This window comes from Paenibacillus sp. BK033, from assembly GCF_004345425.1.
GTDB lineage: Bacteria > Bacillota > Bacilli > Paenibacillales > Paenibacillaceae > Pristimantibacillus.
In genome coordinates this window covers 778,279-794,319 of sequence record NZ_SLVP01000001.1, presented here as the reverse complement: position 1 = coordinate 794,319, position 16,041 = coordinate 778,279, and the positions used below count along the sequence as shown (strand labels likewise).

Sequence of the window (16,041 nt, the reverse complement as noted above, 5' to 3'; positions counted from 1 at the left end):
CGCTTGAATGGAGAGCTTTTTTATATAAAAAACTGCCCCTAAAGGATCGCCTTTAAGAGCAGCTCTATAAAACTATTTCGTATAAATCCGGTACAGGACCACCGCTGTTTGCGCTTTGGTCACATTGCCCCGCGGGTCGATCCTGCCGCCGCTGCCGATAAGGATGCCGGCTTTCACCAACGTTGCCATATCCTCCACCGCGTATTTAGCAATCGAACCGCTGTCCTTAAAGCCGTTCAGATCGGAAGCGCTGCCTGCCGCTGAGGCATCCAGCTTGCCTGCCGCCTTCAGTGCGCGCACGACAAAGGAAGACATCTCCTGTCTCGTAATCGGGGAGTTGGGCTGGAATTTATCATTACCGGTTCCATTCGAAATGCCCAGCGACCTAGCGGTTCCGATGGTTTCATAGTAAGAGTCGGTCGTCTCCATATCCGCAAAATTTGCATCAAACTTGGCCGTAAGCCCCAGCGCTTTCATCAATCCATCGATAAATTCCGCTCTTGTGATAGGAGCAGACGGACCAAATACATTCACTGAAGCGCCGTTCATCACGCCTTTCGCCGTCATCGCTTCAATGGCTTGGGACGCCCATTGGGCGGAAGAGATGTCGTTAAAAGCAACCTCAGCATAGGCAACGGCATACTTGCTGAAGTGTGTCGTCGTAAACATGACTTGCCCCGTTGCCGGATCGTATCGCCCGCTTGGAACGGGATGAAGCTTACCCGCGCCGTCCACGTACCAGATTACAATCCGCTCCGGATTTTTCAGTTCTTCGGCTGTTGGCTTGTAATCGATGCCGACGGTAACAGGCGCATCCGGGTTATTCCAAGCGATAACCTTGCCGTCCGCCATAGCTGTCAGCTCAACCATCGGATGCGAGCCAATACGATCTTTCGCTTCGGCTGGCAATCCAGCCACGTATGCCTCTGCAAGAGATAAACTCACTTTCCCGCTTACTTGCAGCTCAGAAGAACTAAACATGTTGTTCGGGATGACCATCGTACCTGCCGGTGTCGCCAGCTCTACTTTCTTATCGGCTTTCAATTGACCGGCCGCGGAGAACAGCTCCTTCGGCAGATCAACGGTATAAGCCTTCGCGGAACCAACGGCCGATAGGCTTACCTTAATGGTCTTCACGCCCCTTTGATCCGCTTTAGCCTGACTTAACAGGACAGCCAGCACAGAGCTGGACAACTCCGCTCTCGCGGCATCGCCTGTCTGCGCAACCGGCTTGAGTTCAACCGTGCCGTTCACGGGAACCGGCGAAGGAATGCCATTGCCGTTTGATGGAGGAGTTGACGTGCCCGGATCACCGCCGTCGCCTGGATCAGTACCCGGATCCGGATTTTCCGCACCTTCCGTTGTCACTTGAATGTAATCAATAATCACATCCGAGTCGCCGGGGTCGCGCTGGATCTTAATGGCTGCGCCTTCCGGAATATCGACAGGTACCGTTACTTCCTCATAATGACCGGTCCAGCCGCCCGTATTCGCAAACACGATATCCGTTTTCTTCTCGCCGTTGACATACAGGCTGAGATGGCGGCCCGCTTCCTCCCCGGAATAACCAACGGTAAAACGATTGCCGGCAATCACGTCCGGGAACTCCAAATAGCTGCCATCCACCCAAATAAAATGAACCGCTTGCCCGTTAGAAGCCGGGCCGTCCACAAACGGAGAAGTCGCATGGCCGTCTCCATCCGCGCCGAACAATTTCGCATACTCGGCTTCGTATTTATCCGATACCGCCATGTCGATCAGATTTACCGGAACATCCGGCTTGCCGTCATCCTGCAGCTTTACTTCGACACCTGCGGGGACGGCTATTTTGAACTCTTTTGCCTGCGGCGCGCCTTGCGTATCGGGGAATAGAAGCTTTCGCTTATAAGCTCCGTCCACGTACAGGCTCATCTGTCCATCCGCGGTGCTGCTGTAATTCACGAGCAAGGAAAGACCGGCAACCGTGCTGGTGACGGTCAACCCGTTGCCCGCCGTTTGGTCGTTATCGGTGCGAATCGTCAAATTATCTAGACTTACCGGATTTTCGCCAGGCTTCGCTTCGAATACCAGCTGAACCGAGTCTCCCGCCGAAATCGATACCGGAACGGACACCACTCCATAGGTTCCCGTATATCCGCCCGTATCCGAGAAGACGACCTTTTTCTTCGAGCCGCCGTTGACATACAGGTACAGCGTGCCTTCGCCCTGGCTGGCGTAACGGATATCCGCCGTATTACCGGCAATGACATTGCGGAAGGTCACGCCTGACGCAGGCGTATTGATGCCGCCAACGCTTAATCCTCTTGAAGCCTGATCCGCCGTTACAAAAGCGCTGCCCGACAGCTCCGCGTCCTCAGCTTCATAAATGCCTTTTACCTTTACATAATCCAGGTTGACCTCGCTGTCTCCCGCATCCTTCTGCAGCTTGATCGCAGCGCCTTCCGGAATAGACGCCCGAACCGATACGGTATTGTACTTGCCGTCCCAACCGCCGCCTTCGTAAGCGGGGAAAACAACGCTCTGAACTTTTTCGTTGTTCATATAAAGCGTCAGCTTGCGGTTATTCGAATCGCCGCTTGCATAAGCGATTTCAAGCTCGGTTCCCGCGCTTGCGCCCGGGAATTCGAAGGAGCCGCTCCCGTTATCCGGCGCCCACAGCCGTGCAGCGCCTTGGCCGTTGGATGCCGATGCGTCGTTATAGGCGCCGGGCTTAATGCCGTCATTCGACTCTCCGTTCATAACTGAATATTCCGCTTCGTATTTGTCCGAGATCCGGAAGGCATCCAGCGATACCGTCTCGGCTGCTCCTTCATTGCGAAGCTCGATGGAAGCGTTGCCCGGGATATGCGCTTTGATCTCCAGCCAACTCCATGCGCCGGAAGTAGCCGGGAACGCAGCCGTGCCATTCGGCTCTCCGTTTACGTATAGCTTCAGCTCTCCGCTCTCCGCGGCAGCGTAACGGACGAGTATCGCTTTGCCGCCTTTAACCTCGGAAAGCGTAACCGCCGCACCGTCACCAAGCGCATTAACTTTCCAGCCGCCCGAAGCATTCGCGTCAGCCGAAGCCTCAACTCCGTTCAACTGCCCGTCTTCCGCTTCGTACCGATTGTCCGATGCATAGTTTCCGGCAGCTTCGGCCGAATCAATCGCGGCAGCCGGAGCAAAAGTATCGCCGCTGTCATGCTTCAGCGAAACAACTGCACCAGCCGGAATTTCAACGTCGGCGCTTACCGTCGCATAAGCCCCCTCAGCCGTTGCCGGGAAAGAAACCGTGCCTTTCTTCATGCCGTTCACGTAGAGGCTTAACGTTCCGTCAGCGGCACTTGCGTATTTGACAACAAGCCTGCTGCCTGCATTCATCCCCGGAAGCTCAAGCGAATCTCCAGCTGCTCCGAGACCGTGAACCGCATAGCCGTACATGGCATTCCCATCGGAAATAACGGCTGCTTGGCCATACAGATTCGCATTTTCCGCTTCGCGCTGCTTGTCGCGGATTTCCATATAATCAATTGGCGCGGTATGGTCGGTCTGCTTCGTATTTTGCAGCTTGATTACCGAGCCGTCCGCCACTCTCTCATCGGTCTGAATCACTTCGTATTTGCCCCAGGATCCGGTATAAGGCATCACGATATCTTTCTTGTAAGCTCCGTTTACGAATAAGCCAAGCTGTCCGTTCGTACCCGGATTCTCGCCTTCCGAATAACGGACGCGCACCTCGTTGCCGCCCCGCACGCCTTGCACCTCAACGGCATCCCCGATATCGGCAAACGCCCAAGCCCAATAGCTGCCGGAGGGTCCGTTTGGCTCGGTTACCGCGTTATACCAGGTTCTGGCATTGCCGTAGAAATTGCCGTTCTCCGCTTCGTAGACACCGGTCAGCTTTATATAATCGAAGTGAACCGGCGTATCGCCGTTGCCGTCATTCTGAAGCTTGATCCTGGAGCCAGACGGGATGTCGATATCCAGCGCGCGCTCGGCAAAAGGGCCGCTCCAGCTGCCGGTTGGCGCAAACGTTATTTTCTGGGCAAACTTGAAGTCTTCGCCCGGCTTCGCTACATACAAGCTGAACCGGCTGGCCGATTGAACCGCCTCGTTCGTATAGCCAATGATTACGCGGTTAGCCGCTTTGACATGGTCGAACTGGACATAAGCGCCTTCGCCGCCGGTCGCGATGACTTGCCCTTGGGCGGATGCGGGAGAAGCTTCGCCTTCGTAATGGGCTGCCGCACCGCCGCCAACAACGGCCGCTTCCGCCTCCATTTTATCCGAGAAGCCCGCATAATCCACAATAAGAGAATCATCCGCCGCGTTGCCCGCTTCCTTCTTCAGGATGATTTGCATGCCGTCCCGAATATAAGCGTTCAGCACCGCCGTCCGGTACCCCCCGCCTGTTGCCGGCAGTCCAATAACGCCAAGCGTATCGGTCTTATAGACCGAAGCGTCATCCACGTTATCCCGGTACTTGGCATAAACGGTAAACGAGGCATCCGTATTGGATTTATACCTTACCGAAACGGAGCCGGCGCCGTTCTTGTTGGTGAAAGCGATAAAGCTTCCGTCTGCCGCAAAGCCCGTCATTGCAGCTCCGCCCGATGCGGTCCGGTCATCCTGCAGGGCAACACCGTCAGAGACGGTGCCGCTGTTCTCCGCTTCGACAATTCCCGCTACGTCCAGGTTATCGACGCGAACGCGGCTTCCGCCGTTCTCGCAAACCAATTTCACCGCGGCTCCGGCCGGTATATCCGCATCTATCGGTCTTACATTATAAGCGCCTTTCCAAACGCCATTTGCCGGGAAGACGACATCCTTTTTCCTAGCGCCGTTGACGTAAAGAGCAAGTTTGCCGTCCGCTTCGCCTGCATACCGGACAAGCAGCTTGTTGCCGGCTTTCACATTGGTGAACTCTACCCCGTCGCCTGCTGCCGCAAGATCCGCTCCCGCTTCGCCGGAAGCTTTGATGTCGGCGTATACGGAGGCTCCGCCAATCAAGTTCGCCGTTTCGGCTTCATTCTTCTCGATAACCGAGACGGAATCCAAGCCGACTGCGGCTGTACCGGAATCAGCCTGCAGCTTAACCGCTGCTCCCGCCGGAATATCTGCGTTAGCCGTCGTTGATTTGTAAGCGCCGGTTAACGCTCCCGTCGCAGGGAACCGGACATCGGTCATATGGCGTCCGTTCACGTACAATGCAAGCTGCGCATCCGCCGCTGCCGAGTAACGAACCTGCAGCTGGCTTCCGCCCGCCACGCTCGGGAACTGCAAGGAATCCCCGGTGCCGGAGACCACCGCCTGCTTGCCGCTGTAGGCAGCCGCATCCCCGGCGACCGCCGCAGCTCCGCCTAATACGGCCGACTCCGCTTCATACCAGCCAAGGCTGGCAATCGAGTCCAGCTGCAAGCCTGCTGCGCTGTTATTGCCGTTTCGCTGAATGACGATGGTTGCATCATTCGGTATGGCACTGTTGATATAAACTTCCCTAAACGCGGATGAGCTTCCGGTTGACGGGAAAGAGACGTTAAAGCTTTGGCCGCCGATATACACCGTCATGCTGTTATCCTGCGTGCCGGAATAACGGATCTTCAGCTGTTTGCCGCCAACAACTCCGTTAAACACCGTGGAAGCTCCCGGAAAATCAAGATCCGCCGCGACGCCGCTGCCGGAAGCAGCCGGATTGGCAAAACCATGCGCTCCGTTGTACAAACCGGATGCAAACTCCGCTTCGTAATCTCCGTTAACCTGCAAATAGTCGATATTCATCTGCCCGCTGCCGGCCGTTTCGCGTACCAGCTTCAGCGTCTTGTGCCTGGCTTGACGCCCGCGCCGCCAATTTCCAGATAACTTCCTTGCTCCGCGGGCAAGGTCACGCCTTGACCGCCGGAAGCCGCAGCATCTTGATACAATGAACCGTTAGTCTCGGTATCCGCTTCCGCTTCGTAATAGCTGTAAGCCTGCAGGCTGTCCAGCTTTACCGCTCCGTCCCCGCTATCCCGCACAAACTTCGCCGAACCAAGCAAAGGCACATTCGCATGGATGTACATCTCGCCCCAGCCATCCGTTGCCGGGAAGCTGACCCTCTCCTGGAAGGAGCCATTGATATAGAAGCTTAGCGTGGTGTCCGCTGCCGCCGAATATCTCACCTTCAACAGACTCGCCGCATTAACGTTGAAAAATTGCACGGTCATGCCTTCCGCCGCAAGCTCCGCCAGCTTCCCGCCCGATGCCTCGGCATCCTCGGAAATAACGGCATCGGACAGCGCCGCAAGCGGGTCTTCCGCTTCCAAGGCGGCTGTCGAAGGATAATCCAGCGTCCAGTCGCTAACGGTCAGCGGATTGCCTTCCTCCTTATACAGGTTTTGCGCAAAATAGAGCGTTCCTCGCACGTTAAACGACTTTCCGCCCGACGAACCGTCCTTATAGAACGCTGTTGTATCCTTAAGCGCCAGCCGTTTCGCTGCCGCCGTCTTTACAAGGCCCGCGGTCTGCGAGGTCGGGTTGTAATGATTAAACTCCGACGTATGGAAGCCGTATTCGATAATCTTCGGAGCATCCGGGTACTGGGCCATAAAGCGGTCCATTCCCTGCTGCAGCCTCGGCTGGTTAATGCGCTCCGAAGCGGATGCCGTTTCATCGGGGGGACTTCCCGCCGGATAACTGTAGTTATTCAGGAAATAACCGTCCGCTTTATGCGCAATATCCGCATAGGACGGCGTATGATAAGCGAAATCCCAGCCGTAAAACACGCTTAGATACAGCTTTGCCAAGGAAGAATCGCCTAAAATATCGCGCAGGCGGTGCATGAGATCATCCGCATACGCCACCTGGCTGCTCGACCATTCCGGGTTGGCGCGGCCATCCGAATACAACGCGTTCTTGAAATGATCGGCTACGGCACCGTCGTCAACCGGCATGTTAACGGCAAAATAAGCGACATCCTTCAGCCTGTCATTCGCTTTCAGATAATCCAGCAGCGCCGTATAGCCATGCTCCGGATCATTCGTATTGTAATGATTAATGACGCTGACCGCATCGCTGTGCGCCGGGTCGTTATCGTCCCAATCGAAGGTGCTGCCGTCGTAGGCCTCGATCCGGATAATTGCCTTCTGACGGTTTTTCTCCAGCTCATCGAATAACGCATCGCGGTCGGCGTCCGTCATCTGGACAATGTTGTAAAAGCCAATCGCGTTCACGTTCGTGGCTTCCTTCATCCGTTTGAAGTCAAAGACCATTCGCTCCCGGAAGTTCGCATCCGGGTTGAAAATATAAGTCGAACCGTTAATCGCCCCGTCCGGATTCTCGTACAAGTCCACATATGGCCCCTCATAGGGCGTCATTGCCGCCGCATCGGGGGATGCGGCGGCTTTGGCCTTGCCCGCGGGAGCCATTGGGCTGCCTGCGATGCCAAGCGTTAACAAACTGGCTATCAAGCCGATCTTCAAGCTTTTCTTCATCACGTTGCTTTCTCCTCTCCATGCTGCCGACGCTATTAAGGCAGGATGACATAATCGATGTTGACCGCGCTGTCCCCCGAATCCCGTTGAAGCCGTACCGTTGCGCCCCAAGGAATCGTGACGGACAACGTCTTGGTTGCGTAAGTACCCGTCCAGCCGCCTGTCGAAGGAAACGAAACATCCTGGACATGCTGTCCGTCGATATACAGGCTTAGCTGATTGTTGCCCGAGCAGGCGTACCGGATTTGCAGCGAGTTGCCCTTCTTGCTGTTGAAGAAAGCAAGCGCATCGCCGGCCGCATCCAGTCCTTTCACCCCGGAACCGCCGGAAGCCGCCGAGTCGGCATAGGTAACCGCCTGCCCGTATCGGCTGCCGTTCTCCCCTTCAATCTTGCCGGTTGCCGGGTATTCCAGCGCCCAATCCATGAGAGCCGAAGGGCTTCCTTCTTCCTTCAGCAGGTTATAGCCAAAGTACAGGCTGCCTTTTACGTTCGCGTAATTGGTTTTATAGAAATTGGTCGTAGCTTTGAGGGCCTTCTGCTTCGCGGCTTTTGTCTTAACCAGTCCCGCCGTCTGATTCGGATTCACGCCGCCGTTAAACTCGGAGGTATGAAAGCCGTATTCGATGACCGTATTTTTGCCGCTGTATTGCGTCTGGAATTTCGTCATGCCCTGCTGCAGCCGCGTCTGATTGATAAGGACCGCATCCGTTGCGGTTTCGTCCGGAATCGTAGAGCCGGGATAGGTGTAATTGTTAAAGAAGTAGCCGTCGGCGTTCGAGCCCGTGTACGAAGGAATGTCATAAGCAAAATCCCAGCCGTAAAAGACGCTTAAATACAGCTGCCCTCCCGAAAAACCAAGGGAACTCAGCTTCGTTCTCATCTTGCTGACAAAGCTCGACGCATAGCTGATCTGCCTCGTCTGCGACGTTGACGAATTAATGCCGCCAAGCCTCGTCTGCACGGAAGGATCGTCCACCGGCATATTCAAGGCAAAGTAAAGCACGCTGCCTCTCTTGCCGGCGCTGCTCACGTCAGCGAGCAAAGAATTGTAATGGTTAATTACCGTATCCGCATCGGAGATATTAAAAGCAAAATTGCTCGTATCATACCATTCAATCCGGACAACGGCCTTCATGCCAAGCGCTGAAAGCGTGCTGAACAGAAGATCGCGGTCGCTTTGGCTAATATTTTCGAGACCGTACAGGTTTAAGGTATTGATGTTGTATTCGCTCTTCATAATCGGCAGGTCATGCTGAATGCGCGCGGCCGTATCCTTGCCGGGATTCAGCTCGTATTCCGCGCCTTGAATCCAGGTGCTTGCAGCGACGTAGCTGCTGTAAGGCGTCATGCTGCTGACCGCGTAGACGGAAGGAATTTTCATCAGGCTAATCGCAAGAATCGTTATCATGGCATACAAGATAGATTTGGACAGGAAACGTCTGTTCATCTTCCAACACCCTCCATTATTCGTTTTATGAAAATGTTGAATGCGCTTGCAAAACGACCGCCAAACGAAAGGGAATTGCATGATGCAATTCCCTCTACTCTTTATGCCCCTTCTTACTGCAAGCCTTTATCCAGCTCGGCCGTTACGGACTTCACCTTAGGCTCGATGCTCTTCAGGAACGAATTCCATACTTGCTCAGGGTTATTCGATACAACGGCTTTAATGAAGTTATCGCGCACATCGTCGCCAAACGTACCGTATTTGTTTTTGTTCGGTGCGGTAAAGAAGTCCAGATCGTAGTTGTTAGGCGTCATAACCGGACCGGCCGCTTCTGCTTTCTCTACATAGGTTTTGAGCAGGTCGTTTTTCAGGTAATCGCTGTAGAGCGGGTTGCCTTCCAGCCATACGTCCGTGCCTTCAAGAATGAACCATTTCGTAAACATTTTTTGGTCGTTAATGTAGTTCTTGCCGTTATCCTTCGTAAACGAGTAATTGCCTTGCGCATCCTTCGGCCAAGTTACGTTAACCGCGCTGCCGTCTTTTGTCCAGTCCACGCCTTGCGCGCCGTATGCGTTTTTCTCCAGCTGTTCCTGCTCCAGCAGCCAGTCGCCCATTTGCAGCCAGCGGTCCATCTTCTTGTCGTCGATCGAGGAAGCGAACGCGAACGAGCCCCACCATTCGAATTTCTCTTTCACGTGTACTTTGCCGTCCGGCATGGTCACCATAAATACGCCGTAGTCCTCGTCTTTGAAGTTTGGATTGGTTACTTGCATTTTCGTGATAATGTCTTTCATGTTGGCTACGTTCTGGTTGCCGTAGTACACGCCGACGCGTCCCGCATACAGGCGGTCGAGACCTTCGCCGTCTTTATAAGCATAGGAATCTTTCGCCAAAAGTCCTTGGTCGTACAACGATTTCACTTGCTTGATGCCTTCGAGCGTCTCCGGCTGCGCGGCGCCAAATTCCCACTCGCCGTCTTTCTTGAAATAGGTCTGTATATTCGGGTTGAATTGGAGACCAAACGTACCCGACCAGCCCTTGCCGCCGCTTCCCACTTCAAGCGGAACCAGCTTGTCGCCAAGCTTGGCGGGATCCTTCTCTTTCAGCTCTTTCAGGTAATTCGTGAGCTCATCCCATGTCATGTCCTGCACGGGAGCAAAATCATGACCCATCGCTTTCGCCCAGTCTCTGCGGTACATGTACATTTCGGTGCCAATCTCGTTGTACGGATTGCTCACGATAACTTTCGGGAAGGCGTACAGCTTGCCGTCCACCTTCACTTTGTCGTAGATCTTGTATTCCTTCGTCAATTTGTCCAGGTTCGGATACTTGGACGTATCGATCGCTTTAAATACGCCTTGCTTCGCCCAGCTTACGTATTCGCCGTAGTTCAGGTTGTACCAGGCCACCACTTCGGGAAGGTCGTTGGAAGCGACAAGCGTACGGGTTTTTTGATCCCATACATCGCCCAGAACCTGCTGGATTTTGATATCGATATTAAACTTCTCCTTCGCTTCCTTTACGAGAGGGAACGAATCGAAGTCTGCCGGCGCATCCAGCGAGTAAACCTCGTAGGTGTAATGCTCGGCGTAAGGATTCGAATCCGCAGCTGCCGATTCGGCCGGCGCGTTTGTTGCGGCATCCGCTTTGCTTGTTTGATTCGCGTTGCTGCTGCCGTTATTATTGCCGTTGTCCGTATTGTTGCCGCCGCATGCCGCCATAACGGAGCTTGCGATCAGCAGGGTGCCCAGTGTTGCAGCCACTTTAGTCGCTTTCATGGTAGTGAACTCCCCTTCGTCTGTTTAATATCTATTATCATCCTATATTAGGACTTAATAGCGCCAACTACGATACCTTTGACGAAATACCGCTGCAGGAACGGATAAACCATCATAATCGGTACGATAACAATGACGACCGAAGTCGCTTTAATGCCCTCGGAGAAAGAGCGGATGCCCGCTTCCTGAGGAATGTTGATGTTTCCGTTGCTCGAGAACAGAATGTCTCTCAAGATCAGCTGGATCGGAAACAGCTCGCGCTTGCCGATGAACAGCCCGGAGAAGAACCATTCGTTCCAGCGGTCCACCGCGTAGAACAAGGACAACGTCGCAAGGGCGGGTGTAACCAAAGGCAGCAGAATCTGCACGAGCGTGCGGACCGGTCCGGCACCGTCAATGCTTGCGGATTCCTCGATTTCCTTTGGCAGCTGCTCGAAGAAGTTTTTCATGATAACCATGTTAAACACGCTAAGGCCAAACGGAATAATAACCGATGCCAGCGTATCCCGCAGATGGAGATCATCCACCAGGAGATAGAACGGAATGAGACCGCCGCTGAAGAACATCGTGAAGATAACCAGGTTCATAAACAGGTTTTTGCCGGGAAAGCTTTTTTTCGAAAAGCCGTAAGCCATCGTGACCGTCAGGAACATGCTGTAAGCTACGCCGGCGACAACGATAATAATAGAGTTCAGGAACGACCGGAAGATCGTTGAATACTCAAACACGTAACGGTAATTGATAAAGCTGATGACCTTCGGGTACATAATGTCCGGGTTGGTCATATATTCCTTCTCCGTTGTTAGGGACAGCACCACCGTATGATAGAACGGGAAGATGACGAGTATGCCCAGGAAAGTCAGGAGAATCAGGTTAAAGTAATCGAAGAAATCCCATCTCTTGCGGCTCATTACATAATGCCTCCTTCGCCAAGCATCTTCGCGATTTTGTTGGCAAGGATCAGGAAGATGAAATTGATCGCCGATTTGAACAATCCCATCGCCGTGCTGAAACCATAATCGAAGATGGAAGAGTTAAACGTCACCCGGTAAATATAGGTATCAAGCACCTCTGCCGCATCCTGCGTAATCGGGTTGGTCAAATTCAGAATCTGGTCGAACGCCCCGTTCATGATGCCGCCAAAGGCCAGAATAAGGAGGATGACGGCTGTCGACTTGATACCGGGCCAGGTGATGTACCACATTTTCTGATAACGGTTCGCTCCGTCAATTTCGGCCACTTCGTATTGCTCGGGGTTGATGCCGGCGATTGCGGCCAAATAAATGATAGCCCCCCAGCCTGCCCCCTTCCAGATCGACGTGATGTACATAAGCGGTCTGGTCAGGCTTGAATCCGCAAGAAACTCGTAGCCCGGGGATCCGAACAAATGAAGAATCTGGTTGATCACCCCTTCCGTTGACAGGAAGTTCAGCATGACGCCGGCAACGATAACCCAGGACAAGAAGTTCGGAAACGTATAAATCGTTTGCAGCAGTCTCTTGTATCTTCTGGCGCCCAGCTCGTTGATCAGCAGGGCAAGAATAATCGTAGCCGGGAAGCCCGTTGCGATATACCAGAAGCCCATCCGGAACGTATTCCAGAAAGCATCCCAGAACAGCGGATCCTCCTGCAGCGTGCTGAAGTTGCGGAAGCCGACCCACGGACTATGCATGATGCCTTTATTGATCATGTATTCCTTGAAGGCAAGCGTCACTCCGTACATCGGATAATACATAAAGACGAAGAGGAAGATCATGCCCGGCAGAATGAACAAATAGCTGTAACGGTTTTTTTTGATCTCGTTCCATACCGATTTGCGCCGGACTTTCGCAGCAGGCTCGGCAAGGGTTGGCGCGATTGATGGCATGGATGTCCACTCCTTTACCCGGCACTCCAAGTGCGCCTCACTTGAATGCCGTATCTGTCGTTGTAAACGTTTACTGGCCTAACTATAAAAGATCGCCGCCAAACGGACTATGGACGATTTTCGGTTTGTAAAACGGAGAAATTTCGGATGCCGTTCCGCAAAACCTTTTTGGCCCGCGAACTATCTTGCCAATTCCATAGAGACGGAAGTACTATAAGAATCAGACTTGACCGACGTTTGTGGAGGTGGCCCGAGCAATGTACAACATACTTCTAGTGGATGATGAGCCATGGTCCTTGCTTTCTTTGAAAAACTCATTCCCTTGGGACAAATACGACTGCCGGATTGCGGGGGAGACCCATAATCCGTTTGAAGCCTTGGAGCTGCTCCGGTCAAATGATTATCACGCGGCCTTTGTCGATATCCGCATGCCCGGCATGACCGGACTCGAAATCATTCAGACCGCCAAGCAGCTTCAGCTGCATACCGAATTTATCATTACGAGCGGATACGCCGACTTCTCTTATGCGCAGGAAGCGATTCGTAACGGCGTGTTTGATTACATGCTGAAGCCGATTAACAGCTCGGAGACAGATCCCCTGCTTGCCAAGCTTAAGGAGCATTTGGAAAAAAAGCGGAGGGCGGAAGATGAGCAGCGGTATGAAAGCGTTGCCAGAGGGGAAGGGAATTTTGAAGAGCTGTTCCGGATGCCTTCCGGCAAAGAACCTTTGCCCTTCTGGTATGCGATGGAGGAAAGAGGCGGGATTGCCCAAGGCGGAGTAGCGGAGGACTGCAACAGATGGAGCTTTAATCTAGGGACGACAACAACGGTTCGTGTCGTTAACGGCAGCCAACCGCCGGAGCTGGCTGTATCTGCAGCTGCAGGCCGCTATCTGGGGATTAGTTCGGTTTCGGAACAGATTGAGCAACTGCCCCGTCTAGTCAAGGAGGCTCGAATGGCGCAGTATGGCAGGTTCGTGCAGCCGGAGCAGTCCGTGTTCGCTTATCGGTCTGCCAAGTACCCTCTAGTACTCGAGCTTGCCGACCAGCTGGAAACCGCCCTTTCCTGCGGGCAGGACAGCTTGCTCGTCAGCTTGTTCGGCAAGCTGCCCGAGCATTTCAAGAGTCAGTCGCTTGGCATGGAGGAAGTGTTGTTTCTCGTCTCCAATATCCGGACGCTATTGCTCAGATACCGTTCCGACAACGGCATATTCCCCATGTTCGCCGACTTTGAGGATCCGGAAGCGCTATTCTATCATTTTGCCGACTTTACCGCCTTATGCGCCCGCCTGAGCGATTTCTTCGAGCCCGAGCGGGAGTTTGCCGAACCGGACAAAGGCTCTACGGTAAACGAAAGCTTCCTCAAGCTGCTGCATGACGTGAACCAGAACTTCTGCTCGAAGCTGCAGCTGAGCGAGCTTGCCTCCAGGTACCACCTGAACTTTACTTACTGCTGCGATCTGTTTAAAAAAACGACAGGCAAAACCTTCGTGCAATACGTAACCGACCTGCGCCTGCAGCGGGCGGAAAAGCTGCTCACGCAAACCGACCTGACGCTCGACTTGATTACCGACAAGGTTGGATTCAGCGATACGAACTATTTTTCGAACGTATTCAAGAAGCATTATCAGCTGACCCCTGCCAAATACCGGAAGGAAGCTGCCCTAAAAAGATGAATCACGCTGCGGAGGCCTAATCTGACATGCTGGCATCGTTAAAAAGCATGAAGCTCAAAAAGCAATTGCTGCTGTTAATCCTCATCTCCATCCTGTTTATGTTCATCTTGGAGGTCTTCTACTATTTCGCTATCTCGACTATCATCCAGAGCCGATCGGAGAAATATGCCGACAATTTGCTGACCCAGCTGGTCGAGCGCATCGAAACCTCCAATCAGAACGTGAAGAAGGCAACGGAGCTGCTTTCCTTCAACAAGTATACGCAGCTGTTTCTGGACAGCGACGAAGCGGCTATGAAGCAGACGTACAGCGAGATTTTGGCCGGCATTACGCCCTATTTTGTCCAGTCGAACGAGCAGGTGAGCAATATTATTCTGGTGGATATGGACGGCATCAAGTCGAGCGACCACCGGTATCCGACAACCTTGCTGGACCATATCGAAGTGCAATACGCCTTGTACGACAAGACGCGGAATACCCATGCTTTTACCGATATCGTCAAGGATCCGGTTACGGACACGTATTATTACGGGTATGTACAATCGGTTTACTGGTCGCAGGAGAACACGAATCCGTTTGACAAAATCGGCACCTGCATCGTTCAATTGTCAACCGAAAAGCTGGATTCCTTCCTGCATGGCCTCAATATGACCAAAGGAACGAAGTTTCTCATTCTTGATGCTTCGAACCGGATTGTATCGAGCAATGACGGCTCCTTCAAGACAGGCGCGAAGGTGTCGGACCAGCTGATCAGTCTCGTTAACTCGCCTTCGAAGCAAAGCCGTTTCCGCGAAAGCGGGGTCAGCAACCTGCTTCAGGCGAAAACGATCAACGAGACCAATTGGAAGGTTGTCAGCATGATTCCTACGCATGAGATCAGCGATGACCTGAAGCCGGTCCGCGTGACGGGCATGGTGCTCGTGCTGCTATTCCTGCTCCTGTCCGTCTTCTTTGGAGCGGTATTCAACCGGAATATTACGCGCCCGATCACAACCTTGATCCGATTCCTGAACCGAATTGAGCTGCACAAGCCGACGCAGCGTCTGCAAACCAACGAACGCAACGAATTTGGCGAATTGTACGTGCATATCAACATGATGCTGGATGAGATCGACAAAATGACGCATGAAGTCATCAACACGCAGTCCTCCCTTTACGAAATGAAGCTGGCGAAAAAACAAGCCGAGCTGTCTGCCCTGATCAGCCAGATTAACCCGCATTTCATGTACAATACGCTGGATTGCATTAAAGGAATCGGCTATGCCTACAACGCCAAGGAAATCGTTCTTGTCACGGAAAGCCTGTCGAACATTCTGCGATACAGCATAAAAGGCGCCGAGGTCGTCTATGTCCGCGAGGAATTGGCCTGCGTCCGCAATTACCTGTCGATCATCTCTACCCGCTTCGGCAACCGGTTTGAATTCGAATGGGAGATTGACGAGCCAATCGAGAGCCTGCGGATGACGAAGTTTATTTTGCAGCCCGTCGTGGAGAACGCAATCTATCATGGTCTTGAGCCCAAGCTTGAGAAAGGTTATTTAAAAATAAGAGGCTACATGCAGGAGAAGCGGTTATTCTTCGAGATAACCGACAACGGGATTGGGATCGAGGAGGGTAAATTCGAAGCCCTCGTGGAGCAGCTGAGCCAAGGCGCAGCGCTTGGCCTTCCCGGCTCGGATAACCGCGGCATCGGCTTATTGAACATTAATGACCGCATCCGGCATCTGCACGGGCCGGGGTTCGGTCTTCATATTCAAAGCGTATCCAATCAAGGCACAACCGTCCTGATTACGCTGCCGATTTTATCGGATTGAAACAAAAAAC

Annotated in this window: 8 protein-coding genes; 2 read left to right on the top strand and 6 right to left on the bottom strand. The window is 53.2% G+C overall.

Annotation, left to right across the window (positions count from 1 at the left end):
* Positions 1 to 72: 72 nt before the first annotated feature.
* The 6 genes from EV294_RS03470 to EV294_RS03445 all read right to left on the bottom strand — a co-directional run bounded on the left by EV294_RS03470 (position 73) and on the right by EV294_RS03445 (position 12,541).
* Positions 73 to 5,757 carry an S-layer homology domain-containing protein gene (locus EV294_RS03470; RefSeq protein ID WP_132303843.1) on the bottom strand — a complete coding sequence of 1,895 codons (5,685 nt, stop codon included), beginning with the start codon at positions 5,755 to 5,757 and terminating at the stop codon, positions 73 to 75.
* A gap of 32 nt (positions 5,758 to 5,789) precedes the next feature.
* The gene (locus tag EV294_RS03465) at positions 5,790 to 7,451 is read right to left on the bottom strand and encodes a carbohydrate-binding protein (protein WP_132303841.1); all 1,662 of its coding nucleotides are present in this window, start codon (positions 7,449 to 7,451) and stop codon (positions 5,790 to 5,792) included.
* A 32-nt stretch (positions 7,452 to 7,483) separates the two neighbouring features.
* Positions 7,484 to 8,896, bottom strand: coding sequence for a carbohydrate-binding domain-containing protein (locus EV294_RS03460; RefSeq protein WP_165930566.1), 1,413 nt, complete (start codon positions 8,894 to 8,896; stop codon positions 7,484 to 7,486).
* Positions 8,897 to 9,009: 113 nt separating this feature from the next.
* Positions 9,010 to 10,674, bottom strand: a complete 1,665-nt coding sequence (locus EV294_RS03455) for a type 2 periplasmic-binding domain-containing protein (RefSeq protein ID WP_132303837.1) — start codon at positions 10,672 to 10,674, stop codon at positions 9,010 to 9,012.
* Positions 10,675 to 10,721: 47 nt separating this feature from the next.
* Positions 10,722 to 11,585, bottom strand: a complete 864-nt coding sequence (locus tag EV294_RS03450) for a carbohydrate ABC transporter permease (protein WP_132303835.1) — start codon at positions 11,583 to 11,585, stop codon at positions 10,722 to 10,724.
* Positions 11,585 to 12,541, bottom strand: a complete 957-nt coding sequence (locus tag EV294_RS03445; protein WP_132303833.1) for an ABC transporter permease — start codon at positions 12,539 to 12,541, stop codon at positions 11,585 to 11,587. Before EV294_RS03445 ends, EV294_RS03450 begins: the two co-directional genes overlap by 1 nt.
* Positions 12,542 to 12,798: 257 nt before the next feature.
* Here EV294_RS03445 and EV294_RS03440 point away from each other — a divergent pair, with 257 nt between their 5' ends.
* Both EV294_RS03440 and EV294_RS03435 read left to right on the top strand, forming a co-directional pair.
* Entirely contained in the window at positions 12,799 to 14,217 is a 1,419-nt protein-coding gene (locus tag EV294_RS03440) for a helix-turn-helix domain-containing protein (protein ID WP_132303831.1), read from the top strand.
* Between the two features lie 26 nt (positions 14,218 to 14,243).
* Positions 14,244 to 16,031 carry a cache domain-containing sensor histidine kinase gene (locus EV294_RS03435; protein ID WP_132303829.1) on the top strand — a complete coding sequence of 596 codons (1,788 nt, stop codon included), beginning with the start codon at positions 14,244 to 14,246 and terminating at the stop codon, positions 16,029 to 16,031.
* Positions 16,032 to 16,041 lie beyond the last annotated feature (10 nt).

Coding starts and splice junctions, on each gene's coding strand:
- EV294_RS03450 (WP_132303835.1), bottom strand. CDS start 11,585: ATGAGCCGCAAGAGATGGGATTTCTTCGATTACTTTAACCTGATTCTC.
- EV294_RS03440 (WP_132303831.1), top strand. CDS start 12,799: ATGTACAACATACTTCTAGTGGATGATGAGCCATGGTCCTTGCTTTCT.
- EV294_RS03435 (WP_132303829.1), top strand. CDS start 14,244: ATGCTGGCATCGTTAAAAAGCATGAAGCTCAAAAAGCAATTGCTGCTG.
- EV294_RS03460 (WP_165930566.1), bottom strand. CDS start 8,896: ATGAACAGACGTTTCCTGTCCAAATCTATCTTGTATGCCATGATAACG.
- EV294_RS03455 (WP_132303837.1), bottom strand. CDS start 10,674: ATGAAAGCGACTAAAGTGGCTGCAACACTGGGCACCCTGCTGATCGCA.
- EV294_RS03470 (WP_132303843.1), bottom strand. CDS start 5,757: ATGAATATCGACTATTTGCAGGTTAACGGAGATTACGAAGCGGAGTTT.
- EV294_RS03445 (WP_132303833.1), bottom strand. CDS start 12,541: ATGCCATCAATCGCGCCAACCCTTGCCGAGCCTGCTGCGAAAGTCCGG.